Origin of the sequence: Hymenobacter sp. BT18 (genome assembly GCF_012273015.1) — a bacterium.
Taxonomy (GTDB): Bacteria; Bacteroidota; Bacteroidia; order Cytophagales; family Hymenobacteraceae; genus Hymenobacter; species Hymenobacter lutimineralis.
This window is the reverse complement of the sequence record NZ_CP050954.1, coordinates 3258205-3281365: the sequence shown is the minus strand read 5'-3', so window position 1 is coordinate 3281365 and position 23161 is coordinate 3258205. Positions and strand designations below refer to the sequence as shown.

Here is a 23161-nt window from a genome sequence, read left to right as displayed (position 1 = left end):
CTATGTATGTACATATATTCGCATTCAGTTCACCCCGAACTGATGTTGGAATTTGTACTACTCCCATGAAAACGGTTCTTCACGCGGCTTCCAGCCGCGGCCACGCCAGCCACGGTTGGCTTAATTCTTACCACTCGTTCAGCTTTGCGGGCTACCAGAATCCCGAGCGGGTGCACTTCGGGGCTTTGCGCGTGCTCAACGACGACACCGTGGCAGCGGGCATGGGCTTCGGCACCCACCCGCACGACAACATGGAAATCATCAGCATTCCGTTGGAGGGCACCCTGGAGCACAAAGACAGCGCCGGCAACCACGGCATCATCCGCCAGGGCGACGTGCAGGTGATGAGTGCCGGGACGGGCATTGCGCACAGCGAGAAAAACCACAGCCACACCGAGCAGGTGAAGTTTCTCCAGATCTGGGTGTTCCCCAACAAGCGCAACATAACGCCCCGCTACGACCAGCAGACTTTTCAGGCGGCCGACCGCGCCAATCAGTTTCAGCAAATCCTGTCGCCCTCGCCCGATGATGCCGGCGTCTGGATTCACCAAGATGCGTGGTTTCACCTCGCCGACTTCTCGGCTGGCCACTCGGCCGAGTATGCCCTGAAAAAAACCGGCAACGGGGTGTACGTGTTCGTGCTGGAAGGCGATGTGACGGTAAACGGCCAGGCCCTGCACTCCCGCGACGGACTAGGCGTTTGGGACACCGATACCCTGGCTTTCCAGGCTGACTCGGCCGCCCGCCTCCTGCTCATGGAAGTTCCCATGAATTTCTAATTCATTTTCCCCTCGGCCACGCTGCTTGCGTATGCGTGGTCAAGCGGGTCTTTTCTATTTCTTACTCGCCAGCCCCGGCTGCCTGTGCGCCGCTGGCCTTTGCCTTAGTCTTGCCATGAAACACGCCCTCACCACCTACCCTGTCCAGGAAACCATTCGGAAGCGGTGGAGCCCACGCGCTTTTGCCAGCTACCCGGTAGCGCCCGAAACCCTGCAACAAGTATTTGAGGCTGCCTCCTGGGCCGCCAGCGCCATGAACGCCCAGCCCTGGCGCTACATCTATGCCCACCACGCCGACCAGGAAACCTTTCAGAAGATGGTTGACTGCCTGCTGCCCGGCAACCAGCCCTGGGCCAAGCACGCGCCGGTGCTGATTCTGGCGCTGGCGCAGACCCAGTTCGACAATGGCAACCCCAACCCGGCTGCCCTGCACGACTTAGGCATGGCCAATGCCAACCTGATGCTGGAAGCTACGGCCCTGGGCCTGCATGGCCACTTCATGGGAGGCTTTGACCCGGCGAAAACCAAGGCTACCTTCGAGCTGCCCGACGCCCTACAGCCCGTGGCCTTCCTGGCCCTTGGCTACCTTGGCGCGGCGGAGCAGCTGGAAGAGCCTTTCCGCAGCCGCGAACAGGCTCCGCGGCTGCGCAAATCCGTAGCCGAAGTAGCCTTCCACAAAGAACTAGCAGCCTGATTACCATGAACCACCGCATCATCCGGGCCGCCGAACGGGGGCTGAAAGACATTGGCTGGCTGCAAAGCAACTTCACGTTTTCCTTCAGCAGCTACGCTAACCCCGAACGGAGCGGGTTCGGCTTGTTGCGGGTGTTCAATGATGATTTCGTGCAGAAAGGTGGGGGCTTCGGCCTGCATGCGCACCAGAACATGGAAATCATTTCGGTGCTGCTGGCCGGGCGCATGAATCACAAGGATTCTTTAGGCTACTCGGAGGTAATTGAGCCGGGTGGCGTGCAGATTATGAGTGCCGGCAGCGGCCTGCGCCATGAGGAATACAACGTGGGCGACGACGAAGTAAACTTCTTGCAGATCTGGATTGAGCCCAAGCTAGGCAACATCACCCCGCGCTACCAGCGGCGGCAGTTTCCGGAAGAGAAGCGCCGCAACCAGCTGGTCACCATCGTCAGCAACGAGGAGGGCACGGCGCATTGCTGGATCAACCAGAATGCGCGCCTATCTCTCGGCTACTTCGAGGCCGGCCATGAACTACGCTATGACCTCAAGCCGCTGAATAAAGCGGTGTTCATTTTCGTAATCGACGGCAGCGTGCAAGTAAACGGGCAGTCGGTGGACAAGCGTGACAGTATCGGCCTATGGAATACCGATACTGTGGCTGTGAAATGCCTAACGGAAGCGCGCTTTATTGTGATTGAAGCGCCCATTAATCACTAAGTTGAGGACGCGGCAGAGGCCGGCCATAGTATAGATAAGTAGTACGCTGCCTTGGTCTCATCGCCAAGGCAGTTTTTTTGTCCCGTTAGTAACAACTTGCCCCGTTCCGCACCGTTTGAGGACGTGTTTATCCGCTTGCCTCCGCTTCCGCCTTCTACCAAAGTCCATTTCGTCTCATTGATTGACTGAAGATGGAGGGTCTTACATAAAACCTTAGGTACCAGAAGCATTTGAATAGTAAACCCGATTTGCTTCTTGGACAAGCAGTTCATCCTGCTATAGTACCAGATGGGTTTAATACCTGAAGCAATCTAATACCTCTTATAAGCATACACTGGCAACAAACTGAATATTAGCGTGATATAATATAAACATTCGCTAATTCCATGTTAATATTTCTATATATATTCACTAGCGCGTTATTTTAAAAAATATTTTTCAAAATTACAACCCCATTTTTAGGATCACGTTATAATCCATATCATGCCAATCAGGGCATTTCACTATACATCTTACCATCATGAAAGCTTTACCCTTTTTCCCGACCACTCTTGCGCTCGGCGCATCCCTGTTTTTCGCCAGCTGCTCCAAAGAGTCCGACAACATACAGCCCCTTGCCGCTACCCAGGAAAGTTCTATTCGTGGTGGAAACGGCAATGGTAGCACAAATGGTAACGGAGCCATTGGCGAAGCCCGTCCTCTCCCCTGCGACACGTATAACTACCACATGGTTTACAATGGCAACGGGAACGGCACCTGGATCCAGGACGTAGTGCGCACCGAATACATGACACGTAAGCTGTTGAACCTCAACTATGAGGTATTCATGCAACAAACTAAGTACACCATTACTCCCTCCGGAAAGGAAACTTCTGTATGGGAAGGCACTTTGACAGAAAAAGCTGATATTCCGACCGCACAAACTACTTTCCTCTCGGAAGCGTGGTCAGAATGCGGCAAGCACTACACGTCAGAGTGCAAAAAATTTGCTAATGGCAAGATTATGCTCACCCTGGTACATGACCCTGCAAACCAAGCGTCAGCTTCGAGCCAGGGCCAGGGTAACTAGATCAGTAGCAGCCTAACCAAGGCGCCACTAGTCAGTGTAGAAAAATCCTATATTTCAAAGTATAGGGGGTTTGTACAGTGACTAGTGGCGCTTTTTTGTACGATAATGCTAGTTGGGCAGCCGGCACGCAACCTACGGAAGAATATACCCGCTGGCTGCTTTTACAAAGTGTACCGGTCTTGGGACAACCTGATTATGGTCAGGCAACAGGTAGATGTTTTCGGCTTTAAGGAGGAGAATCTGCGGAATGCGCCATAATTTGAGCATCCATCCCTTTCACCCGTCCACCTACTCCATGAAACACGTTAGTACGGCGCTGGCGGCGCTACTGACCGGCACCTCAGCCCTGGCTCAAAACGCCATTAAGCCCCTCTCTTACCCTCAGACGCGCAAGGTCGACACCGTCAACACCTACTTCGGCACGAAGGTGGCCGACCCCTACCGCTGGCTGGAAGACGATCAGTCGGCCGACACGAAAAGCTGGGTACAGGAACAGAATAAGGTAACGCAGCAGTACCTCAGCCAGATTCCGTACCGCGACGCCATCCGCAAGCGCCTGGAAACGCTGTGGAACTACGAGAAATACAGCGCCCCCTTCAAGGAAGGCAAGTACACCTACTTCTACAAAAACACGGGGCTGCAAAGCCAATCGGTGCTGTACCGGCAGGCGGGCACCGGTGCACCGGAAGTGTTTCTTGACCCCAACCAGTTTGCCAAGGACGGCACTACCTCGCTGGCCGGCATCAACTTCACCAAGGACGGCTCCCTGGCCGCCTACCAGATATCGGAGGGCGGCTCCGACTGGCGCAAGGTGATTGTGCTGCAAACCGCCGACAAAAAGCAGGTAGGCGACACCTTACGCGACGTGAAGTTCTCGGGCCTGGCCTGGCAGGGCAACGACGGGTTCTACTACAGCTCCTACGACAAGCCCCAGGCCGGCAGTCAGCTGGCCGGCAAAACGCAGTACCACAAGCTCTACTACCACAAGCTCGGCACGCCCCAGAGCACCGATAAGTTAATTTTTGGAGGCGAAAAGACCCCGCGCCGCTACGTGGGGGCCTCGCTCACGGAAGACGAGCGTTTCCTGATTATCACGGCCGCCAACACCACGACCGGCAACGAGCTGTATCTCCAGGACCTGAGCAAGTCCGGCAGTGCCATTGTGCAGGTCGTGGACAACGAGAAAAGCAGCGTGGATGTGGTGGACAACGTGGGCAGCAAGCTCTATATCGCCACCAACCTGAACGCACCCAACAACCGCCTGGTAACGGTAGACGCAGCGAAGCCCCAGCCCGCGAACTGGAAAGACCTGATTCCGGAAACCAAAAACGTGCTGACGGTGAGCACCGGCGGCGGCAAGATCTTCGCCAACTACCTCAAAGATGCCACCACGCTCATTGAGCAGTATGATATGAACGGCAAGAAAGAGCGCGCCATTCAGCTGCCTTCGGTGGGCACGGCCTGGGGCTTCGGCACCAAGAAGGAAGAAAAGGAAACGTACTACACCTTTACGTCTTACATCTACCCGCCCACCATCTTCCGGTACGATATTGCCACCGGCAAATCGGAGGTGTACAAGAAAACCAACGTGCAGTTCGACCCCAGCCAGTACGAGTCGAAGCAGGTGTTTTACACGTCTAAGGACGGCACCAAGGTGCCTATGATCATCACCCACAAGAAAGGGCTGGCGCTGAACGGCAAAAACCCCACGCTGCTTTATGCCTACGGCGGTTTCAACGCCAGCCTCACGCCCAGCTTCGGCACTTCCACCATTGTGCTGCTCGAAAACGGCGGAGTGTATGCTGTGGCCAACCTGCGCGGGGGCGGCGAGTACGGCGAGAAATGGCACCTGGCCGGCACCAAGCTGCAAAAGCAGAACGTATTCGACGACTTTATTGCCGCCAGCGAATATCTGATCAAAAGCAAGTACACCTCCAAGGACTACCTCGCTATTTCGGGCGGTTCCAACGGTGGCCTGTTGGTGGGCGCCGTGATGGCGCAGCGGCCTGAACTCTTTAAAGTAGCTTTCCCGGCCGTGGGCGTGATGGACATGCTCCGCTACAACCAGTTCACGGCCGGCGCTGGCTGGGCCTACGACTACGGCACGGCCCAGGACTCCAAGCCCATGTTTGAGTACCTCTACAAGTATTCGCCTTACCACGCCCTCAAGCCTGCCAGCTACCCCGCCACCCTAGTCACCACCGCCGACCACGACGACCGGGTAGTACCCGCGCACTCGTTTAAGTTTGCGTCCCGCCTGCAGGAAATGCAGAAGGGCAGCGCGCCGGCCCTTATTCGCATCGAAACCAAAGCCGGCCACGGCGCGGGCCGCTCCACCGCTCAGGTTATCAGCGAGCAGACCGACAAGTGGGCCTTCCTGTTCCAGAACATGGGCCTGACGCCTTACCAGACTCCAGCCAACTAACCCATCCTACTCATTTTCAGCAAACGAGCCGGCTTCTGTGGAGGCCGGCTCGTTTTGTTTACGGATTACAGGAGGTTCCAAACCGCTTATAGCAGCTTCAACAAATCGGCTGATTGGCTGATGCGCTGGGGAGCCTCCGCGGCGGGGACCTGGCCAAAGCCGTACTCGGCGAAGATAAACGGCACCCCAGCCAGCTGGCTGGCTTCAAAGTCACTGCGCGTGTCGCCCACGTACACGGGCGCCTGCAGGTGGAAGTTGGCTACTACCTCTTTGATATTCTCAGCTTTCGGCAGGCCTTTGGTGCCAAAGCACTGGTGCCCCTCGAAATACGGCTCCAGCTGGGTGTGTTGAAAAAAGGCTTCGATGTAGCCCGTCTGGCAGTTACTCACGATAAACAGGCGGTAGCGCGCCGCCAGGTTGCGCACCGTATTGGCCAGGTCGGGATACAGGGTACCGCCGTACTGCCGGGCGTGGTGTAGCTCTTGTTCAGCGCAGATGGCCTTGAACTCGTCGCGCTTCTCGGCGGGTAAAGAGGGAAACAGCTTGTCGTACACGGCGCTGAACGGCTGCCCGGTTACGGCTTCCACGTCGACTACCGTCACGGTATCCGAAATATAGTCGACACTGCCGGCCGCTTGCTGAAAGGCTTGCGTAACGGCTTCGGTGGCATTCCACAGGGTACCGTCGAGGTCGAAAATGATACTGTCTATAGGGTGAGACATATGCTAGAAAACAGTAAAATACCCGGTTTCGCCAGTGCGGGAAAGCTGATAGAATGAATGCTGGAGCGACGCGTACGCTTCTCAGCAACCACAGGAAGCAGCAGCCTCACCAGCAACTGCGGCGGCCGGGGCCGGGCCGCAGGGAAACAGGCCAAAATGCTGCTCCTTGCTGCCGAGCACGCGGAAGTGGGCGCCGTAGCGGGTTTGGGAAAGCATATCGGCCGTGTTACCGCACACCAGCACCGGCCGGCCGGTTTCGAAGGTGTGGTGGTCGTCGAGCACGAAGCGGTGCGGCTCCCCGGACACGGTACCCAGGTAGGTGGCCACCTGCCCGAAGTCTTCGCACTGGTCTTCGAGGTCGAGCTTGAAGGCGCGTACCGTAAGCGAGTAGAACTTGATGTTGCCCACCTTCTGCTCAATCTCCTCGTTATCAATGGAGAGCTGGCGCTTGGCTGTGAGGCGGTAGTCGTGCACGCCCAGCTGGCGCAGCAGGCGGCGGAAGTCCTCGATGTACATAGCCCCGCTCAGGCACTCCCCGTACAGTACCGGGTCCTGGCGCAGGCTTTCGGGCACGCGGCGGTCAGCAAACACGTCGGCAATGTATAGCTCCCCGCCGGGCTTCAGCACCCGGAATATTTCGCGGTAGGTAGCCGTTTTGTCGGTGCTCAGGTTCAGCACACAGTTGCTCACCACTAAGTCCACGCTGTTGTCGTCGAGGTCGGCGGTGCGCAGATCTTCGATGTAGCCTTTGCGGAACTCCACGTTGGGCCGCTGGTAGCCGAACGTGCGGGTGTGGGCGTCTACGTGGCGGCGGGCCACGGCCAACTGCTCCTCGGTCATATCCACCCCAATCACGTGTCCCTGCTCCCCTACCAGCTTGGAGAGCAGGAAGGCGTCACGGCCCGAGCCGGAGCCCAGGTCGAGCACGGTGCAGCCGTCAATGGCAGCCGGAATGCACACCCCGCAGCCGTAATACTTTTCCAGCACTTCGCTTTCCAGCGTCGCCAGAATCTTTTTGTGCGCGGCCGGGATGTCGTCGGTGCAGCAGGCGTTGGTTTTCAGGTCCTGGCTGGTGCGCAGCTCGGTACCGTAGTAGTCCTGCACTTGCTGCTGAATGTCGTTTTCCATGATGAATGGCGAATAAGCGAAAGAAGTGTTGCCGGGCAACGTACGTAAAGGCGACACGCGCGGGGTAGAGACGTAAGCTGTTGCTACTCTTCAGCGTATCGGCTTACTCTACTAGTTGGGCGTAGAGTCGGGCCAGGGTGGCAGCGGGGTCTTCACACAAACCAGGGTGCACGGGCGAAGTTTGCACCAGCGTGCTGCGCGTGGCCGTGAGCCAGCGGAACCGCGAAGCCACCGGCAGCTGCCCGATGGGTCCGCCGTGCCGCCGTCCCTGGCAGATTCGCTCGAAAGAGCGCAGCCGCTCCGTCAAATCATCCACGTCCAGCTCACAATGAGTGAAGGCGCGCAGCCGGGCCTCGGGCACGCAGTAGCGGCACTCCAGAAAGCCCTGGGAAGCGCAGTACACGATGACACCCACATTGAGAAATTCTTCGCGCTCTACCCGCGGCACAATGCGCAGCACGGCGTACTCAAACAAGTGCATGGCGGGCGGTTGTAGCTTCCTGAACAAAGATTTCGGACGCAGCCAGGCGGTTTTCCAGGAACTGCACGTAGTTGGCGCGCTGCTGCTCGGGCGTGAGGTCGGGCTCCTGCAGCCACTCGTCGGGCACCAGGGCCACGATGGCGCGCAGGCGTTCTGGGGTGAGGCGGGCGTGCCCTTCGGCATCGGCCCACGCCAGCTCGGCAGCCTGGGGCAGCAGCACGTGGTCTTTCACCTGGGCAAACGGCCGGTTTTTGACCTCGGCCCAGCCCGGCCCGATGTGGTGCACGTACAGGGCCGCACCGTGGTCGATAAGCCACAGCTCCCGGTGCCACATCAGCAGGTTGGTGTTGCGGGCGGTGCGGTCCACGTTCAGGGTCAGGCAGTCGAGCCATACAATGAGCGAGGCTAGTTGCGGCTCGATGGTCGTGACAAGCGGGTCGAACGTAATAGCGCCGCTGAGGTAGTGCAGGGCCAGGTTCCGGCCGGTGCTGGCACGCAGCAGGTCCTGGATTTCCTCGTCGGGCTCGGTGCGGCCAAAGGCTTCGTTGAGCTCGATGAACACCAGCTCGGGCACCCGGAGTCCCAGGGCCCGGGCCAGTTCGCCCACAATCAGCTCGGCTACCAGCGCCTTCAGGCCCTGGCCAGCCCCCCGGAACTTCACCACGTACAGAAAATTGTCGTCGGCCTCCACCAGGGCGGGCAACGAGCCGCCTTCGCGCAGGGGCGTCACGTAGCGCGTCACGTTTACGGTGCGCAGCTCAGGAATATCAACCGGCATAGAGCGGAGAACAAGTGTAGCCGCAAAAAACGCACAATTCCGCCAGTTGTTCGGAAGCCGCCCCGCAACCCCACCGCCAAACCGCAGTACATTCACCGAAACAACCCTGATTTTCTTGCGCGCATGGCTTCCATCGTAACGCTCACGCTGAACCCCACTGTGGACAAAAGCACCACGGCCGACCAGATCATTCCCGACCAGAAGCTGCGGTGCGCGGCGCCCAAGTTCGAGCCCGGCGGGGGTGGCATCAACGTGTCGCGGGCCCTTAAGCGCCTCGGGGCCGACTCGGTGGCGGTGTTTCCGGTGGGCGGCCCCAGCGGCCAGCTGCTGCGGGAGCTCCTCACCCAGGAGCAGATCCAGCAGCAGCCGGTGGAAACAGTAAGCCGCACCCGCGAGAATTTCATCGTGGTAGATGCTCGCACCGGCCAGCAATACCGCTTCGGCATGCCCGGCACTGAGCTTTCGGAGCAAGAGCAGCAGCAGGTGCTGACCACCCTGCGCAACCTGCCCACCGTGCCCGATTTCCTGGTTATCAGCGGCAGCCTGCCGCCCGGCGTGGAGCCGGAGTTCTTGGTGCGCATTGTGCGGGCCGCTAAGCAAATGGGCATCAAAGTAGTGGTTGATACCTCGGGGCCGGCCCTGCACCGCGTGCTGGAAGAAGGCGTGTACCTGGCCAAGCCCAACGTGGGCGAGCTAAGCAAAATGGCCGGCGTGGAGGAGCTGGATAACGAAGCCGTAGCTGAAACCGCCCAGCGCCTGGTGCGCGAGGGCAAAGCCGAAATCCTGGTGGTGTCGCTCGGCCCCCAGGGCGCCTGCGTGGTCACCCGGGACTCCACCCACCACGTGCCCGCCCCCGCCGTGAAAAAGCGCAGCACCGTGGGCGCCGGCGACTCGATGGTAGCCGGTCTGGTTTACGGCCTGTCCACGGGCCTGTCGGTACGCGAAACGGCCCGCCTGGGCGTGGCCTGCGGCACGGCAGCCACGATGAACCCTGGAACCGAGCTGTTCCGCAAAGCCGACGTGGACAAGCTTTATCAGTGGCTCTTGCAGCAGGCCCAGCCCGGGGTAGCAGCGTAGCGGCTAGGTTATAAGGAAAGTCAGGAAACAGCCCACATGCCGAGCAGGTGGCACATCAAGCCAGTAGCCGAGGCCTCTTGCGCACTAACGTTGCCAAAGTAGCTGTCTGCTGCGGCTCCGCTCAGCATGACGTTCTTTTAGGGCCTTCCTCAAACCCCGTGAGGGCAACTTTTTACTTCTCCCCTACCAGTGCCTGCAGTTGCCGGGCATTCACCACGCCTGCGCCCCCGATGCCGTTGTTGAAGTACACGTAGGCCTCCCGTACGCTGGATTCTGCCTGAATCTGCTGAGCTACGCCAGCCAGGAATTCCTCAGAGTATGCCGACGTATAGAGCACCGGCACCCCGTGCAGGCGGTAGTACACCTGCGGCGTGTTTACTACCACCTCATTGGGCAGGGCGGCGGGGTAGCTCTGGCCCACGAAGCTGATGCCGTGCCGGGCCAGGGTGCGGAAGATTTCTCCCGTCCACCAGCTCGGATGCCGGAACTCCAGCACGTTGTGAAAATCGGGGTCGAGGTGTTCCAGGATGCGGCCCAGCAACTCCTCGGTGTAGGTGGCCTTGGGCGGGAGCTGAAACAGTACAGGCCCCAGTTTTTCACGCAGTCCTTCGCGCACCGTGCCGTAGAAATCGGCCAGAATGGGGCCACATTCCGCGTTGAACTTCTTATAGTGCGTCACGGGGCGCGGGGCCTTCACGGCAAACCGGAAGTCGGTGGGGCTTTGCTCGTACCAGCCCTCAAACACCTTCAGTTCCGGCATCCGGTAGAAGGTCACGTTCACTTCCAGGGTGTTGAACTGGGTGCAGTAGTAGGCAAACCACTTGCGCGGTGGCAGCCCCTCGGGGTAGAGTACGCCCTTCCAGTCGCGGTACGAGAAGCCAGAGCAGCCAATATAGTAGGTGGGCATAGCAGGTAGCGTAGGTGTGAGGCTTCTACGCAGGCGGCGCCCGGCAGGCACGGCCGATGCCCAATTTGTTGGCCATTGGCGACCCAGAAAAGCCGGTCATAGATGCGTCTGTTACCGTCGAGCCGCCAAATTCTGCACGCGACCGGGCCTGTTGGCCTGCGTATGCTTTTCTGTATCAGACCTGAATAGTGCAGTTGGCGCCCCCACGTGGCTTATCTGGGCTTGGCCCCTCACCCGACCTTCTTTCACCTTCTTACTTTCTTTCCGATGATTCTTCGTCTCGATGAGTTGGCGCTTGATTTGCCAAAACCCAAAAATCCCTCGGCCAACGACGCTGCCGCTATTCAGGAGTTGCTGGGCGGCAAATTCGGCGAAATGAGCACGCTGATGAACTACACGTTCCAGTCGTTCAACTTCCGGGGGCGCGACCGGCTTCGGCCCTTTTACGCCCTCACGTCGGCCATTGCGGCCGAGGAGTATTCGCACATCGAGGCCGTCAGCTACGCCATCAACCTGCTGCTCACCGGCGTGACGGAGCGCGGCAAAGACCCTAAGTCGGGCCCCCTCTCCGATGCCGTGGATGCCCGCAACACCTACCACTTTCTGGCCAGCGGCCAGGCCGCCCTACCCTTCGACTCGATGGGCAACCCCTGGACGGGGCAGTACGTGAACAGCTCCGGCAACCTGCGCCTAGACCTGCTGCACAACTTCTTCCTGGAGTGCGGAGCCCGGGCCAACAAAATCAAGGCCTACGAAATGGTAACCGACCCCTGCGCCCGCACCATGGTAGGCTACCTGCTGGTGCGCGGTGGTCTGCACGTGTACGCCTATGCTAAGGCCCTGGAGGTTATTACCGGCGTCGATGTGAAGAAAATCATGCCGGTGCCGCCGCTGTCTAATGCCAAGTTTCCTGAGGCCCGCAAGTTTATGGAGCACGGCCTGCACCGCCAGCTTTACACCTTCTCGCCCAACGCCTACGCCGAGGCAGGCCTGATCTGGAACGGCGTGCATCCCGAAGATGGCTCCCCACTGGAAGTGGTGCAGGATGCTATTCAGGGAGTGCCCTACCCCGTGCTGGAGGAAGAGCCCCAGCTTTCCTCGCCCGGCGAAGACGACTTCGACCCCGAGATGTTCAAGGACATTGCCAAGAAGCTCGGCCTCGCCGATGAGTGGAAGCAGCGCCACGGCTAGGCTCTTGAATTTATATCCATCAACACGAAAGCGGGCCGGCTCCTTGGAGCACGCCCGCTTTCGTGTTGATGGAGCGAACCGCACTATCTTTCCGAGCCGCAGAGACTTATTGCCCCACCAGGGCCCGCAGTTGCTTGGCATTGCCGATGGCGGAGGCGTCGATGTCGTTGTTGAAGTAGCAGTACATTTCCTGCAGCGGTGCTCCGGGCTCTTGTACGTCCTGCACCAACCGGCGCAGAAACCCCTCGGAGTAGGGCGAGCGGTACAGGTCGGGGGCCCCGTGCAGGCGGTAGTAGCCCACGGGCGCGGTGCGCACCAGTTCGTCGGGCAGCAGGGGGTGGCTTTGACCGCAGAAGCTGACGCCGCGGGCAGCCAGGGCCTGGTACACTTTCCCCGTCCACCAGCTGGGGTGGCGGAACTCCAGCACGTTGCGAAAGGCCGGGTCCAGGCTGTCGAGGATACGGGCCAGCCGCTCCTCGGTATAGGCAGCCTTGGGCGGGAGCTGAAACAGCACGGGCCCCAGCTTCTCGCGCAGCCCTTCCTGCAGGGTGCCGTAGAAATCAGCCAGCAGCCCGGCCGTATCATGGAACTGCTTGTAGTGCGTAATCAGGCGCGGGGCCTTCACGGCAAACCGGAAACCCGGTGGGCTAGCCGCATACCAGCCTTCCGCAAACGAGAGCTGCGGAAACCGGTAAAACGTCACGTTCAGCTCCAGGGTGCTGAAGTGCTGGCTGTAGAACTCAAACCACCGCCGCTGGGGCAGCTTTTCGGGGTAGAATGCGCCCTTCCAGTGGCGGTAGTGGTAGCCAGAGCAGCCAATAAACCAGTCAGGCAGCATAATAGATGCAATAGAGGGTTAAGTCCTACGCGTGCCGCGCACCGCCGTGTCGTGGCGGCCGGCCCGCACCAGCCCGTAGCCAGCCAGCAGCAGCAGCGCCCCAAACCCCAGGAAGGCCATATCCCAGGGCAGCTTGTCAGCGGCGTACTCATTCACGTGGTGCAAGCCCAGCAGGGCGTGGTCGATGAGCCCCTCTACCACGTTGAACAAGCCCCAGCCCAGCAGCAACCCACCCCCCAGCGTACGACCCGACCACGGCACGTCGGCCCGGCTCCCGGCCGCCCACAGCAGGCGCAGTCCTACCGCCGTCAGCACCCACACAGCCGCGTGAAATACCCCGTCCCAGTACATATTCACCTTGGCATTAATCAGGTTGTCGGGTGGGAGCTGGTTCGAGAGCATGTTGTGCCACTGCAGGATCTGGTGCAGCACAATACCATCCACGAAACCGCCCAGGCCCGCCCCAAGTAACAACCCGGCCGCTACCAGGGGCGCGCGGTGCAGCGTGCTAGAGTCAGTCATGCGGGGCGGGGGTAAACGTGAAACGACGGCGAATGGCGGGAGCGAAAAACACGCCTACTCCTACCAGCAGCAACACGCCCACCGGCAGCAGCAGCATGCCAAGTTGCTGGGCGAAGCCAGGGCCGTGAATGGCCGCCTGCACCCGCGGCCGGCACACCGGGCAGGCCCAGGTACTGGCTGGCAGCAGGACTAGGAAAAGCCCGCAAAAATTCAGGAACAGCTTCATTGGCAGATAGCCCAGCCAGTAACAGCGGTGCAGCCAGTGAAACGCAGCCGGGCAGCGGGGAGTTAACGTCGAGGTTAATCCACCCCAGGCGTCGCACCCAATTCTGCCTCGTCATCGGGGTCGGCAAACGTAGCCTGAGCGGGTTGTTGTGGCGGCACGCATTTCTCTTATCCGGAAGCAGCTGTAGCGAAGAGCAATATTTTATTTGCATCTAACTTTGAAATACAAAGTTCTTTTACATCCTTTGCATCATTCCGGGTCCACTGCTTAAAGCAGTTGGCTACCATGTAGTTGCCCAGGCACTTGTTTTCAACCACCTCTCTTATTTCTACCATCATGTCTCTCACCAAAAGCCTTGTTCGGGTTGCGCTGGCTACGGCCTTGCTGCTCCTCATCCCGCTGGTGGCTATGCAGTACACCACCGAAGTAAACTGGACTCCGTCTGACTTCGTGTTTGGCGGCGTGGTGCTATTCGGCGCGGGTTTCACGTTTGTGCTCATTGCCCGCATGGGCAACAATGGCACCTACCGGTTGGCTGCCGGCGTAGCCGTCTTGGCCGGGTTGCTGCTCGTGTGGGCCAATGCCGCCGTGGGGCTTGTGGGGAGCAACGACAACCCCGCCAACCTCTTGTATGGCGCAGTACTGGGCGTGGCCGTCATTGGGGGGGTGGTGACCCGCTTCCAGCCCCGGGGCCTGTCGAACGCCATGTTTGCGGCGGCGCTTACGTATCTGGTCGTTACTGCCATTGCCATGTTTGTGTGGCCGCCGGCCCCCGGCACCGAGGAGCCCTCGGCCTACTTCGTGAACGTATTGGTTGCTAATGGCGTGTTCGCGGCGCTGTGGGCGGTAGCCGGGCTGCTGTTCCGCCGGGCCAGCAACACCGACGCGTCCTCTACCCCGCGCCTGGCCTAGCCCAACCACGCCCCCAACTACCTGCATCCTCCAACCTTTCAGCCCCCTGTTATGACTCTCAATAAAAACCTGCTGCGCCTGGTCATGGCCACCGCGTTCCTCTTACTTATTCCCCTCGTAGCCATGCAGTTCAATACCGGCGTCAACTGGAGAGTAGCTGATTTTGTCGTGGCTGGTGTACTGCTGCTGGGCACGGGGCTCGTGTTTCTGCTCGTGGCCAGCCGCCCCCGCCCCCGCGCCTACAAGCTGGCGGTAGGGGTAGCAGTAGCGGCGGCCCTGCTGCTCGTGTGGGGCAACCTGGCGGTGGGCTTTATCGGCAATGAAGACAACCCCGCCAACCTGCTGTACGGCGGGGTACTAGTGGTGGGGTTTATCGGCGCCGTAGTGGCCCAGCTTCGGCCACAGGGGATGGCGCGGGCCCTGTTTGCCACGGCGCTGGCGCACGTTGCCGTGCCGTTCGTGGCTATGCTCATCTGGCGGCCTGAATTAACAATGGGAGTATTGTGGGTAGTGGTGCTGAATACCCTGTTTGCGGGCTTGTGGGTGGCCTCGGCCCTGCTGTTCCGCCGTGCTGGCGCGACGGAACAGCAGGCCGCCTAAGTACCCGCTGCTACCAGCACCTAAAGGCGGCTGCGCAGCTACTCCCCACAGCCGGGGCAGGAGCCGCGCAGCCGCCTTCATGCATGGCGGTGCCGCCGGCCTGCTGTGCAGTAGCGCAGCAAAACGGTAGGTCCAAACCGGGTGACTGGCCGTTTGGATGCGTTGGGCAACCAAGACCCCTGGAGCTGGCACCACGCCTTCGGAGTATCTTGGAGGCCGCCAACCAGGCTTTCCGCTTATCCCCGCTCATGAACTTCCTGCTCGTTCTTTCCCTTCTGGCCGCCGTTGTCAGCTCCGGCACTCACCTGCCCCGGGCTTCCGGCTCCGAAAAAATAGTCTACCAGTCCGCCACCCTGACCATCACGCAGGTAGCGCCCAACAGCTACGTGCATACCTCTTTTCTGCAAACCCAGACCTTTGGCAAAGTGCCCTGCAACGGCCTGGTGGTGAAAAGCGGCGAAGAGTCCGTAGTATTCGATACGCCCACCGGCGACCCGGAGGCCCGGGAGCTACTTGCCTGGATAAACGGGGAGCTGCACTGCCGGGTGAAGGCCGTGGTGCCCACCCACTTTCACGAAGACTGCGTGGGCGGCCTCCCCGAGTTTAAGCGTCAGCACATTCCCTCCTACGCCCACAAAAAGACTATTGCCTACGCCCGGCAGCACCAGTTCCACGTGCCCCAGCGCGGCTTCAACGGCCGCCTCACCCTCAAGGTAGGCACGGCCCGGGTGTACGTCACCTTTTTTGGGGAAGGCCACACCCGCGACAATGTGGTCGGCTATTTCCCCGCCGACGAAGTACTGTTTGGCGGCTGCCTGATCAAGGAGCTGCAGGCGGGCAAGGGCAACCTGGCCGATGCCAACGTGCCGGCGTGGCCCGCCACGGTGGCCCGGGTAAAGCAGGCTTACCCCACCGTGCAGGTGGTAGTACCCGGGCACGGCGCCGTGGGTGGCCCCGACCTGCTCGACTACACCATCCGGCTTTTTCAGCAGCCCTGATGCTGCGGCCGCTCCTGGCCGGCCCGCCTGATCTACATCCCGCCGCTCCGCCGTGCGCGGCTCGGTTGCCGAAATCAGCCCTAACTTGCTGCGCAGCTATTCGACGCCAAAACGCGTACTCAGCTGAAAACAAGATTTACGTCACAACCACAGACTACATGGCATCAGGGTTTTTCGCGCTATTGGACGACATTTCCGCTTTGGTAAAAGTAAGCGCCGCTAGTCTCGACGACGTGCCCGCCCAGATTGCCAAGACCACCGGCAAAGTTTCCGGCATTGTTATCGACGATACCGCCGTGACGCCCAAGTACGTGGTGGGCCTCGACCCCTCCCGGGAGCTGTCCATTATTTACCGGATAGCCAAAAAGTCCCTGATCAACAAGCTGTTTATTCTAAGTCCCGCCGCCCTGGTGCTCGGGTATTTTGCGCCCTGGGCCATTACGCCCATTCTCATGCTGGGCGGCGCCTACCTATGCTTCGAAGGCTATGAGAAGGTGCATGGCATGTTCAGCAAGCACCCCGAGGTAACGGCCGAAACCGAGCAGCTAAAAACCATTACCCCCGAGGAGCTGGAGCAGGAGCGGGTGGCCGGGGCCGTGCGCACCGACATCATCCTGTCGGCCGAAATCATGGCCATTGCCTACAGCCAGGTCACCGACCAACCCCTCACCAACCAGATTGCCGTGATGCTGGCCGTGGCCGTGTTCATTACCGTGGCCGTGTACGGCTTTGTGGGCCTCATCGTGAAGGCCGACGACTTCGGCGTCCACCTGGCCCAGGACAAATTTCACCCCGGCACCCAGAAATTCGGGCGCGGCCTCGTCAAGTTCATGCCCCATTTCCTGAACATCCTCAGCTACGTGGGTACCGCCGCCATGCTGTGGGTGGGTGCCGAAATCATTGCCCACGGCATCCCCTTCACCGCCCACCTGCTCCACGAGCTGGAAGTGTCGCTGGCCCACCTGCCCATCGTGGCCTGGCTGGCCAAAGCCCTGAGCTGCGCCCTGGGCGGCTTGCTCATTGGCTTCGTGGTGGAGAAGCTGGTGCTGGTGGCCAAGAAGCTATTCGGCAAAGGCAAACAGGAACAGGCGGCCTAAGCAATTTCTGGTAGCTTCTTCGCGCTGCACTGGCTGCTGGCGAAACCTGGGCTAAGTCCGCACCCAGGCAGCCAGGCTATGCGCCGCAACCAACAACAAACACCGTAGGCAGTAAAAAACGAGGGCTGTCCTGCTGAGCGCAGCCGAGCCAGCGGAAGCCCCATGCCAGTTGGGCAGAGGCTGCCCGCGTCCTGACGTTGAACGCGCCTGCCGTGCAAGCCGCCGCGCTTTCCCGCTTACCGCCTACGGCCGCCCCTTGCTCGCCAAAAGCCCGCCGCACGCATAGCAAAACGCCCGTCACCGGATTCCCAAAGTCCCGGCTGCCGCGCCAGTCGTTCCGGGGTATGTTTCACGGTTCCGGCTTCGGTTTCAGGCGCTCCGGCCTATGTTTCATTGGTTCCGGCCTTTGTTCCAAGTGTTCCGGCGCATGTTTTACTCGTTCCGGCCCCGGCGCCGGTCGTTCCGGGGTATGTTTCACAGGTTCCGGGTGCGGACACGGCCGTCCCGGCCCCGGTTTCAGGCGTTCCGGCTCCAGCACCGGGTTTTCCCGGTCGGTGCTTTGAAATAGCGCCGCAATCCGCTATTCTTATTCCATTATCGCGCCGCTACCTTATTCGCCTATTGCCGTCTGTCGCATTCTTCATTTCTCATCCTTTATTCCTCCTTTTACTTATGCTTACCGCCCGACAAGACAACCGCCTCACGGCCGCCGAAAACGTGTCTGCTGCCCTGGCTGAGGCCGCCCCTACCTACACCGCCGACAAGGCCCTGCAGAAAATCCGCACCGACCTCGACGCCCTGCTCGCCGCCCTCAAACCCCTGCGCCAGCAGGGCCTGCGCACCGCCAGCCAAGGCGCCTCCAAAACCAAAACCCAGCGCCGCGAACTGCTTGCAACCGCCGCTGCCGAAGTAGCCGGCGACGTGTACAGCTACGCCACCGACCAGCAGAACCGCACCCTGCAAACCAGCGCCGACTACAACTACTCCACCCTCTACGAGCTGCGCGCCACGGCCCTGGTTGATATTGCCCAGCACATCTACGACGAGGCCACCACCCACAAAACCGCCCTCGCCGACTACGGCCTCACCCCCGCCCGCCTCACCGAGCTGCAAACGGCCCTCACCAGCTTCAACGGCGGCAAAAACGACCCGCGCCAGCAAATCAGCGAAGGCAAAGCCGCCCGCCTCGCCATCAAAGACCAGTTCGCCCAGCTTGCCACCCTGCTCGAAGACCGCCTCGAACGCAGCCTGCGCAAATACGCCCGCTCCGCCCCCGCCTTCTACCAGCGCATCCAGGCCGCCCGCATCGTAGTAGACCGCCCTGGCAGCCACAAAGGCAACGTAGAGACGCCGGAGCAGCCGGGGTAACAGGTAGCTTATAACAGCGCCCCGCAGTTGGAGAGACGATTTCCTCTTTGTAGCTCACTGCGACCTGTTAAACTCACCTATCATTGTTATAAATTGCTTAACTAGCAGAGTAACAATTTTAAAATAGATAGACCTTTTATGCAGCCAAAAAAAGAAAAAGTTAATGTCTCCGAGGCGGTTAGCAACCTGTCTGAGCTGCTTCCCGCCGCTAGTAAAAAATTGGCAGCAGGAGTGCAACTAGAGCTCGAAGGAATTTTTGATCAGGATTTCTCAGTAGAGGATGATTCATCAATTGATGAAGAAGTAGCTCCGCAAACTTATGAGATAAGCAGCTATGGTGCTGATTATGATGTTGAAGGATTGGTCAAAAGATTGAATAGAAAAGACGTCATTATTCCCGATTTTCAGCGCGCTTACGTATGGAATCAAGATGAAGCCTCTAGATTGGTAGAGTCTCTTCTATTAGGCCTGCCAGTTCCCGGCGTTTTCTTAGCAAAAGAGCGAAGCACTAATAAATTACTGGTAATAGATGGCCAACAGAGACTTAAGTCTCTTAAGTTGTTCTTCGATGGCGTATTCAAGCCAAATTCCGAATTAACAGGAAAAGTGTTTCAACTCACTGCTGTGCAAAAGCGCTTTCTTGGAAAAACATATGAAACGCTCGATGAAGAGGATAAAAGAAGGCTGAACGATTCTATTATTCACGCTACAATTGTAAAACAAGAAACACCTGATGATGAGGATACTAGTATTTACCACATCTTTGAGCGTTTGAATAATGGGGGCAGAAAATTATCGGCACAGGAAATACGCGCTGCTGTATATCACGGCGAATTGATGAATACCGTGAGAGACATGAATCAGCATCCAAGTTGGAGAAGCATATTTGGGAAGGCCAATACACGCCTCAAGGACCAAGAACTTATACTTCGTTTCCTTGCTTTTTATTACATGAAAGATAAATATAGCCAACCAATGAGTGATTTTATTAATAGATTCAGTATTAGATATAGAACTAAAATGGCGCAAGAAATGCATGAAGGTGTTATTGCATTTAAAATGACAATGGATTTAGTTCATAATGCAATGGGCAAACGAGCTTTTCGCCTATCTAAAGTTGTTAATGCCGCAGTCTTTGATTCTATAGCAGTAGCAGTAGCTTTAAACCTACCTTCGCTTGATGTTTTTTCCACCCGTTCAAAGTACGAATCTTTATTAACAGATGAGGAATTTACAAAAAGCGTCTCAAAAGCTACTGCTAATGAACAGAATGTAGCATTTAGATTTGATAAAGCACTAAAAGCATTTTCTGCCTAGCTATAATTATTAAATCAATGACACGAGAAATAACATCATATAAAAACAGATTAGATTATTTATTCAGCCAGGCAGGTATAGCATGCAATCAAGATGATGAAATGATGGCGCATTGGGCAAGGTACTTATGTGTTCGGTGTGCTGGGTTTATTGAAGTTGCTATACCAAAATTATTTGTAGAGTATTGCAAGGGGCACAGTCACAATATCCGAGTTTATAAATTTTTAACAACCCAACTCGACGCTATTCAAAATGTAAAAGCAGAGAAAATAGTAGTCATTGTTGGATATTTTGATTCAAAATGGGCTACTGATGTTCAAGATTACATGAATGAGGAAGGTAGAAAGGAAGCAATCAATAGTATTGTAGCACAAAGGCATTTGATTGCTCATGGTAAAGATTCTTCACTAAGCTTCGCTAGTCTACAGGGATACTATAAAAAGCTAATTGAAGTATTTGATTATATAAAGTCCATATTGTTCCCAATATAATAGCTGCAAAGTGACATTACTTCCGTTATTCCAATTATGATACTTTATTTTTCTGCCAAAAAGTCAGCAAAACCCTTCTCGCACCCCGTTTGCTAGTCGCTTCGTAGAGCTTCCAACTCGAAGCCACCTACTAAGACCTAGCAGCTATGAACTTCAATAACTTCACCATCAAGGCCCAGGAGGCCGTGCAGAAGGCCACCGAAATTGCCGGCGGCTATCAGCAGCAGGCCATCGAAACGGGCCACCTCCTGAAAGCCCTCTTTCAGGTGGATGAAAACGTGACCGGCTTCCTCGCCAAGAAGCTCGGCGCCAACCTCAATATCCTCACCCCCCGCCTCGATGCCCTGGTAGAAGCCTACCCCAAAGTGAGCGGCGGTTCCCCCTATCTCGCCAACGAGGCCGCCAACGCCGTGCAGCGCGCCAACAACTTCCTCAAGGAGTTCGGCGACGAGTACGTAGCCGTGGAGCACCTGCTGCTGGCCCTGGTCGATGGCCGCGACGCCACCGCCACCCTGCTCAAGGACACGGGCTTCAACCTCAAAGACCTCAAAGCCGCCATCAAAGAGCTGCGGGGCGGCCGCAAAGTCACCTCGCAGTCGGCCGAGGACCAGTATCAGAGCCTGAACCGCTACGCCCGCAACCTCAACGAGCAGGTGCGCACCGGCAAGATGGACCCCGTCATCGGCCGCGACGAGGAAATCCGCCGCGTGCTCCAGATTCTCTCGCGCCGCACCAAAAACAACCCCGTCCTGCTTGGGGAGCCCGGCGTGGGCAAAACCGCCATTGTGGAGGGCTTGGCCCAGCGCATCGTAGCCGGCGACGTGCCCGAAAACCTCCGCGAGAAAGTCATCATGTCGCTCGATATGGGTCTGCTCATCGCCGGCGCCAAGTACAAGGGCGAGTTCGAGGAGCGCCTCAAGTCCGTCATCAAGGAAGTCACCGACTCCGAAGGCCAGATCATCCTGTTCATTGATGAGATGCACACCTTGATCGGGGCCGGCGCGGGCGGCGACGGCGCCATGGACGCGGCCAACCTGCTCAAGCCCGCCCTGGCCCGCGGGGAATTGCACGCCATCGGGGCCACCACCCTCAAGGAGTACCAGAAGTACATCGAGAAAGACAAGGCCTTGGAGCGCCGCTTTCAGGCCGTGATGGTAGACGAGCCCACCATTGAGGACGCCATCAGCATCATGCGGGGCATCAAGGAGAAGTACGAGCTGCACCACGGGGTGCGCATCACCGACGATGCCGTCATTGCCGCCGTGGAGCTGTCGAGCCGCTACATCACCGACCGTTTCCTGCCCGACAAGGCCATCGACCTGATGGACGAAGCCGCAGCCAAGCTGCGCATCGAGCTGAACTCCATGCCCGTGGAGCTCGACGAGGTGCAGCGCCGCATCATGCAGCTGGAGATTGAGCGCGAAGCCATCCGCCGCGAGGAAAACAAGGACCGCGAGGCCGTCCTGAACAAGGAGCTGGCCGAGCTGTCGGAAAAGCGCGACTCGCTGAAAGCCCGCTGGCAAGGCGAAAAAGACGTGCTGACCAACATCCAGACCGTCAAGGAAAGCATTGACCGCTTCAAGGTGGAAGCCGAGCAGGCCGAACGCCAGGGCGACTACGGCCGCGTGGCCGAGCTGCGCTACGGCAAAATCCAGGAAGCCGAAGCCCAGCTGAAGACCCTGCAGGAGCAGGCCAACGCCAACAAGGACGGCGGTTCCATGCTGCAGGAAGTGGTAACCCACGAGGACATTGCCGAGGTGGTAGCCAAGTGGACCGGCATTCCGGTGAGCAAGATGCTGCAGTCGGACCGCGAGAAGCTGCTCAACCTCGAAGCCGAGCTGGGCAAGCGCGTAGCCGGTCAGCAGGAAGCCATTGCGGCCATCAGCGACGCCGTGCGCCGCTCCCGCGCCGGCTTGCAGGACCCCAAGCGCCCCATCGGCTCGTTTATCTTCCTCGGCACGACGGGCGTCGGTAAGACGGAGCTGGCCAAAGCCCTGGCCGAGTACCTGTTCAACGACGAGAACAGCATGGTCCGCATCGACATGAGCGAGTACCAGGAGCGCCATGCCGTGTCGCGCCTGATCGGGGCGCCTCCCGGCTACGTGGGTTATGACGAAGGCGGGCAGCTTACCGAGGCCGTGCGCCGCAAGCCCTACTCGGTCATCCTGCTCGACGAAATCGAGAAGGCCCACCCCGACGTGTTCAACATCCTGCTGCAGGTGCTCGACGACGGCCGCCTCACCGACAACAAGGGTCGGGTGGCGAACTTCAAGAACACCATCATCATCATGACCTCGAACACCGGCGCCGACATCATTCAGCGCAATTTCAAGGAGCTGAATGAGTACAACCACGAGGAAGTGGTGGACCGCACCCGCGAGGAAGTGGTAGAGCGGCTCAAGCAGCACATGCGCCCCGAGTTCCTGAACCGCATCGACGAAATCGTGATGTTCCAGCCGCTCAAGCGCAAGGAAATCCGCCGCATCGTCGACATCCAGTTCAAGCAGATTCAGCAGCGCCTGGAAGAAGCCGGCATCCGCCTGGAAGCCACCGATGAGGTGCTGGATTTCCTAGGCGAGCAGGGCTTCGACCCGCAGTTTGGCGCCCGCCCCCTCAAGCGCGTGCTGCAGCGGGTAATCCTGAATGAGCTGTCCAAGGAAATCCTAAGCGGCAAAGTCTCGAAAGACGCCGTGGTGGAAGCCGTGCTCGAAGACGGACAAGTGCATTTCAACAACGTGGACGTGGAAATCCCCGGCGTGTAAGCTCATAAATGGCTGATAAAAAGCCCTGCTAGTACCCATACTGGCAGGGCTTTTTTTACTCAC

Annotated in this window: 23 protein-coding genes; 15 read left to right on the top strand and 8 right to left on the bottom strand. The window is 58.5% G+C overall.

Annotated elements, in window-relative coordinates; genetic code table 11:
• Window positions 1-65: 65 nt before the first annotated feature.
• The 5 genes from HER32_RS14095 to HER32_RS14075 all read left to right on the top strand — a co-directional run bounded on the left by HER32_RS14095 (window position 66) and on the right by HER32_RS14075 (window position 5683).
• Window positions 66-779 (top strand): pirin family protein, encoded by a 714-nt coding sequence (locus HER32_RS14095; protein WP_168682322.1) that lies wholly within the window; start codon window positions 66-68, stop codon window positions 777-779.
• A 115-nt stretch (window positions 780-894) separates the two neighbouring features.
• Window positions 895-1473, top strand: a complete 579-nt coding sequence (locus HER32_RS14090) for a nitroreductase family protein (protein WP_149070707.1) — start codon at window positions 895-897, stop codon at window positions 1471-1473.
• 5 nt (window positions 1474-1478) lie between these two features.
• Window positions 1479-2189 (top strand): pirin family protein, encoded by a 711-nt coding sequence (locus tag HER32_RS14085; RefSeq protein WP_149070708.1) that lies wholly within the window; start codon window positions 1479-1481, stop codon window positions 2187-2189.
• A gap of 520 nt (window positions 2190-2709) precedes the next feature.
• Window positions 2710-3258: a hypothetical protein gene (locus HER32_RS14080; RefSeq protein WP_168682321.1), complete on the top strand. Its 549-nt coding sequence runs from the start codon at window positions 2710-2712 to the stop codon at window positions 3256-3258.
• A 295-nt stretch (window positions 3259-3553) separates the two neighbouring features.
• Window positions 3554-5683 carry a prolyl oligopeptidase family serine peptidase gene (locus HER32_RS14075; RefSeq protein WP_168682320.1) on the top strand — a complete coding sequence of 710 codons (2130 nt, stop codon included), beginning with the start codon at window positions 3554-3556 and terminating at the stop codon, window positions 5681-5683.
• A gap of 86 nt (window positions 5684-5769) precedes the next feature.
• On the opposite strand, the gene HER32_RS14070 is transcribed toward HER32_RS14075, so the two are convergent.
• From HER32_RS14070 to HER32_RS14055, 4 genes are all read right to left on the bottom strand, one after another.
• Window positions 5770-6405: an HAD family hydrolase gene (locus tag HER32_RS14070; protein ID WP_168682319.1), complete on the bottom strand. Its 636-nt coding sequence runs from the start codon at window positions 6403-6405 to the stop codon at window positions 5770-5772.
• 81 nt (window positions 6406-6486) lie between these two features.
• Complete coding sequence (locus HER32_RS14065) at window positions 6487-7533, bottom strand: methyltransferase domain-containing protein (protein ID WP_168682318.1); 1047 nt, start codon at window positions 7531-7533, stop codon at window positions 6487-6489.
• 103 nt (window positions 7534-7636) lie between these two features.
• Window positions 7637-8014, bottom strand: coding sequence for a DUF3037 domain-containing protein (locus tag HER32_RS14060; RefSeq protein WP_149070713.1), 378 nt, complete (start codon window positions 8012-8014; stop codon window positions 7637-7639).
• Window positions 8001-8792, bottom strand: a complete 792-nt coding sequence (locus tag HER32_RS14055; RefSeq protein ID WP_168682317.1) for a HipA family kinase — start codon at window positions 8790-8792, stop codon at window positions 8001-8003. The genes HER32_RS14060 and HER32_RS14055 overlap by 14 nt, the downstream gene beginning before the upstream one ends.
• Window positions 8793-8915: 123 nt before the next feature.
• On the opposite strand from HER32_RS14055, the gene HER32_RS14050 reads away from it, so the two are divergent.
• Window positions 8916-9869, top strand: coding sequence for a 1-phosphofructokinase family hexose kinase (locus HER32_RS14050; RefSeq protein ID WP_149070715.1), 954 nt, complete (start codon window positions 8916-8918; stop codon window positions 9867-9869).
• A gap of 172 nt (window positions 9870-10041) precedes the next feature.
• On the opposite strand, the gene HER32_RS14045 is transcribed toward HER32_RS14050, so the two are convergent.
• The gene (locus HER32_RS14045; RefSeq protein ID WP_149070716.1) at window positions 10042-10776 is read right to left on the bottom strand and encodes a DUF72 domain-containing protein; all 735 of its coding nucleotides are present in this window, start codon (window positions 10774-10776) and stop codon (window positions 10042-10044) included.
• Between the two features lie 267 nt (window positions 10777-11043).
• On the opposite strand from HER32_RS14045, the gene HER32_RS14040 reads away from it, so the two are divergent.
• Complete coding sequence (locus HER32_RS14040; protein ID WP_168682316.1) at window positions 11044-11967, top strand: manganese catalase family protein; 924 nt, start codon at window positions 11044-11046, stop codon at window positions 11965-11967.
• A 106-nt stretch (window positions 11968-12073) separates the two neighbouring features.
• On the opposite strand, the gene HER32_RS14035 is transcribed toward HER32_RS14040, so the two are convergent.
• From HER32_RS14035 to HER32_RS14025, 3 genes are read right to left on the bottom strand one after another with little or no spacing between them, the layout of a single operon-like run.
• The gene (locus HER32_RS14035; RefSeq protein WP_197748839.1) at window positions 12074-12805 is read right to left on the bottom strand and encodes a DUF72 domain-containing protein; all 732 of its coding nucleotides are present in this window, start codon (window positions 12803-12805) and stop codon (window positions 12074-12076) included.
• A gap of 18 nt (window positions 12806-12823) precedes the next feature.
• Entirely contained in the window at window positions 12824-13327 is a 504-nt protein-coding gene (locus HER32_RS14030) for a DUF2243 domain-containing protein (RefSeq protein ID WP_168682315.1), read from the bottom strand.
• On the bottom strand, window positions 13320-13553 hold the full coding sequence (locus tag HER32_RS14025; RefSeq protein ID WP_168682314.1) for a hypothetical protein: 234 nt from the start codon (window positions 13551-13553) through the stop codon (window positions 13320-13322). The genes HER32_RS14030 and HER32_RS14025 overlap by 8 nt, the downstream gene beginning before the upstream one ends.
• Window positions 13554-13889: 336 nt before the next feature.
• Between HER32_RS14025 and HER32_RS14020 the strand changes: the two genes are divergently transcribed.
• From HER32_RS14020 to clpB, 8 genes are all read left to right on the top strand, one after another.
• Window positions 13890-14465, top strand: a complete 576-nt coding sequence (locus HER32_RS14020; protein WP_168682313.1) for a hypothetical protein — start codon at window positions 13890-13892, stop codon at window positions 14463-14465.
• 51 nt (window positions 14466-14516) lie between these two features.
• On the top strand, window positions 14517-15065 hold the full coding sequence (locus HER32_RS14015; protein WP_197748838.1) for a hypothetical protein: 549 nt from the start codon (window positions 14517-14519) through the stop codon (window positions 15063-15065).
• Window positions 15066-15313: 248 nt separating this feature from the next.
• On the top strand, window positions 15314-16063 hold the full coding sequence (gene bla, locus HER32_RS14010; protein WP_168682312.1) for a subclass B1 metallo-beta-lactamase: 750 nt from the start codon (window positions 15314-15316) through the stop codon (window positions 16061-16063).
• A 158-nt stretch (window positions 16064-16221) separates the two neighbouring features.
• On the top strand, window positions 16222-17160 hold the full coding sequence (locus HER32_RS14005; protein WP_168682311.1) for a DUF808 domain-containing protein: 939 nt from the start codon (window positions 16222-16224) through the stop codon (window positions 17158-17160).
• A gap of 672 nt (window positions 17161-17832) precedes the next feature.
• The gene (locus tag HER32_RS14000; protein ID WP_168682310.1) at window positions 17833-18528 is read left to right on the top strand and encodes a hypothetical protein; all 696 of its coding nucleotides are present in this window, start codon (window positions 17833-17835) and stop codon (window positions 18526-18528) included.
• Between the two features lie 138 nt (window positions 18529-18666).
• Window positions 18667-19845 carry a DUF262 domain-containing protein gene (locus HER32_RS13995; protein WP_168682309.1) on the top strand — a complete coding sequence of 393 codons (1179 nt, stop codon included), beginning with the start codon at window positions 18667-18669 and terminating at the stop codon, window positions 19843-19845.
• A gap of 17 nt (window positions 19846-19862) precedes the next feature.
• The gene (locus tag HER32_RS13990; RefSeq protein ID WP_168682308.1) at window positions 19863-20336 is read left to right on the top strand and encodes a HEPN domain-containing protein; all 474 of its coding nucleotides are present in this window, start codon (window positions 19863-19865) and stop codon (window positions 20334-20336) included.
• A gap of 146 nt (window positions 20337-20482) precedes the next feature.
• Window positions 20483-23098, top strand: a complete 2616-nt coding sequence (gene clpB / locus HER32_RS13985; protein ID WP_168682307.1) for an ATP-dependent chaperone ClpB — start codon at window positions 20483-20485, stop codon at window positions 23096-23098.
• Window positions 23099-23161: the final 63 nt, after the last annotated feature.

Coding starts and splice junctions, on each gene's coding strand:
- HER32_RS14030 (WP_168682315.1), bottom strand. CDS start 13,327: ATGACTGACTCTAGCACGCTGCACCGCGCGCCCCTGGTAGCGGCCGGG.
- HER32_RS13995 (WP_168682309.1), top strand. CDS start 18,667: ATGCAGCCAAAAAAAGAAAAAGTTAATGTCTCCGAGGCGGTTAGCAAC.
- HER32_RS14015 (WP_197748838.1), top strand. CDS start 14,517: ATGACTCTCAATAAAAACCTGCTGCGCCTGGTCATGGCCACCGCGTTC.
- HER32_RS14020 (WP_168682313.1), top strand. CDS start 13,890: ATGTCTCTCACCAAAAGCCTTGTTCGGGTTGCGCTGGCTACGGCCTTG.
- HER32_RS14045 (WP_149070716.1), bottom strand. CDS start 10,776: ATGCCCACCTACTATATTGGCTGCTCTGGCTTCTCGTACCGCGACTGG.
- bla (WP_168682312.1), top strand. CDS start 15,314: ATGAACTTCCTGCTCGTTCTTTCCCTTCTGGCCGCCGTTGTCAGCTCC.
- HER32_RS14005 (WP_168682311.1), top strand. CDS start 16,222: ATGGCATCAGGGTTTTTCGCGCTATTGGACGACATTTCCGCTTTGGTA.
- HER32_RS14000 (WP_168682310.1), top strand. CDS start 17,833: ATGCTTACCGCCCGACAAGACAACCGCCTCACGGCCGCCGAAAACGTG.
- HER32_RS14095 (WP_168682322.1), top strand. CDS start 66: ATGAAAACGGTTCTTCACGCGGCTTCCAGCCGCGGCCACGCCAGCCAC.
- HER32_RS14055 (WP_168682317.1), bottom strand. CDS start 8,792: ATGCCGGTTGATATTCCTGAGCTGCGCACCGTAAACGTGACGCGCTAC.
- HER32_RS14050 (WP_149070715.1), top strand. CDS start 8,916: ATGGCTTCCATCGTAACGCTCACGCTGAACCCCACTGTGGACAAAAGC.
- HER32_RS14060 (WP_149070713.1), bottom strand. CDS start 8,014: ATGCACTTGTTTGAGTACGCCGTGCTGCGCATTGTGCCGCGGGTAGAG.
- HER32_RS14025 (WP_168682314.1), bottom strand. CDS start 13,553: ATGAAGCTGTTCCTGAATTTTTGCGGGCTTTTCCTAGTCCTGCTGCCA.
- HER32_RS14065 (WP_168682318.1), bottom strand. CDS start 7,533: ATGGAAAACGACATTCAGCAGCAAGTGCAGGACTACTACGGTACCGAG.
- HER32_RS14080 (WP_168682321.1), top strand. CDS start 2,710: ATGAAAGCTTTACCCTTTTTCCCGACCACTCTTGCGCTCGGCGCATCC.
- HER32_RS14090 (WP_149070707.1), top strand. CDS start 895: ATGAAACACGCCCTCACCACCTACCCTGTCCAGGAAACCATTCGGAAG.
- HER32_RS14040 (WP_168682316.1), top strand. CDS start 11,044: ATGATTCTTCGTCTCGATGAGTTGGCGCTTGATTTGCCAAAACCCAAA.
- HER32_RS14075 (WP_168682320.1), top strand. CDS start 3,554: ATGAAACACGTTAGTACGGCGCTGGCGGCGCTACTGACCGGCACCTCA.
- clpB (WP_168682307.1), top strand. CDS start 20,483: ATGAACTTCAATAACTTCACCATCAAGGCCCAGGAGGCCGTGCAGAAG.
- HER32_RS14070 (WP_168682319.1), bottom strand. CDS start 6,405: ATGTCTCACCCTATAGACAGTATCATTTTCGACCTCGACGGTACCCTG.
- HER32_RS14035 (WP_197748839.1), bottom strand. CDS start 12,805: ATGCTGCCTGACTGGTTTATTGGCTGCTCTGGCTACCACTACCGCCAC.
- HER32_RS13990 (WP_168682308.1), top strand. CDS start 19,863: ATGACACGAGAAATAACATCATATAAAAACAGATTAGATTATTTATTC.
- HER32_RS14085 (WP_149070708.1), top strand. CDS start 1,479: ATGAACCACCGCATCATCCGGGCCGCCGAACGGGGGCTGAAAGACATT.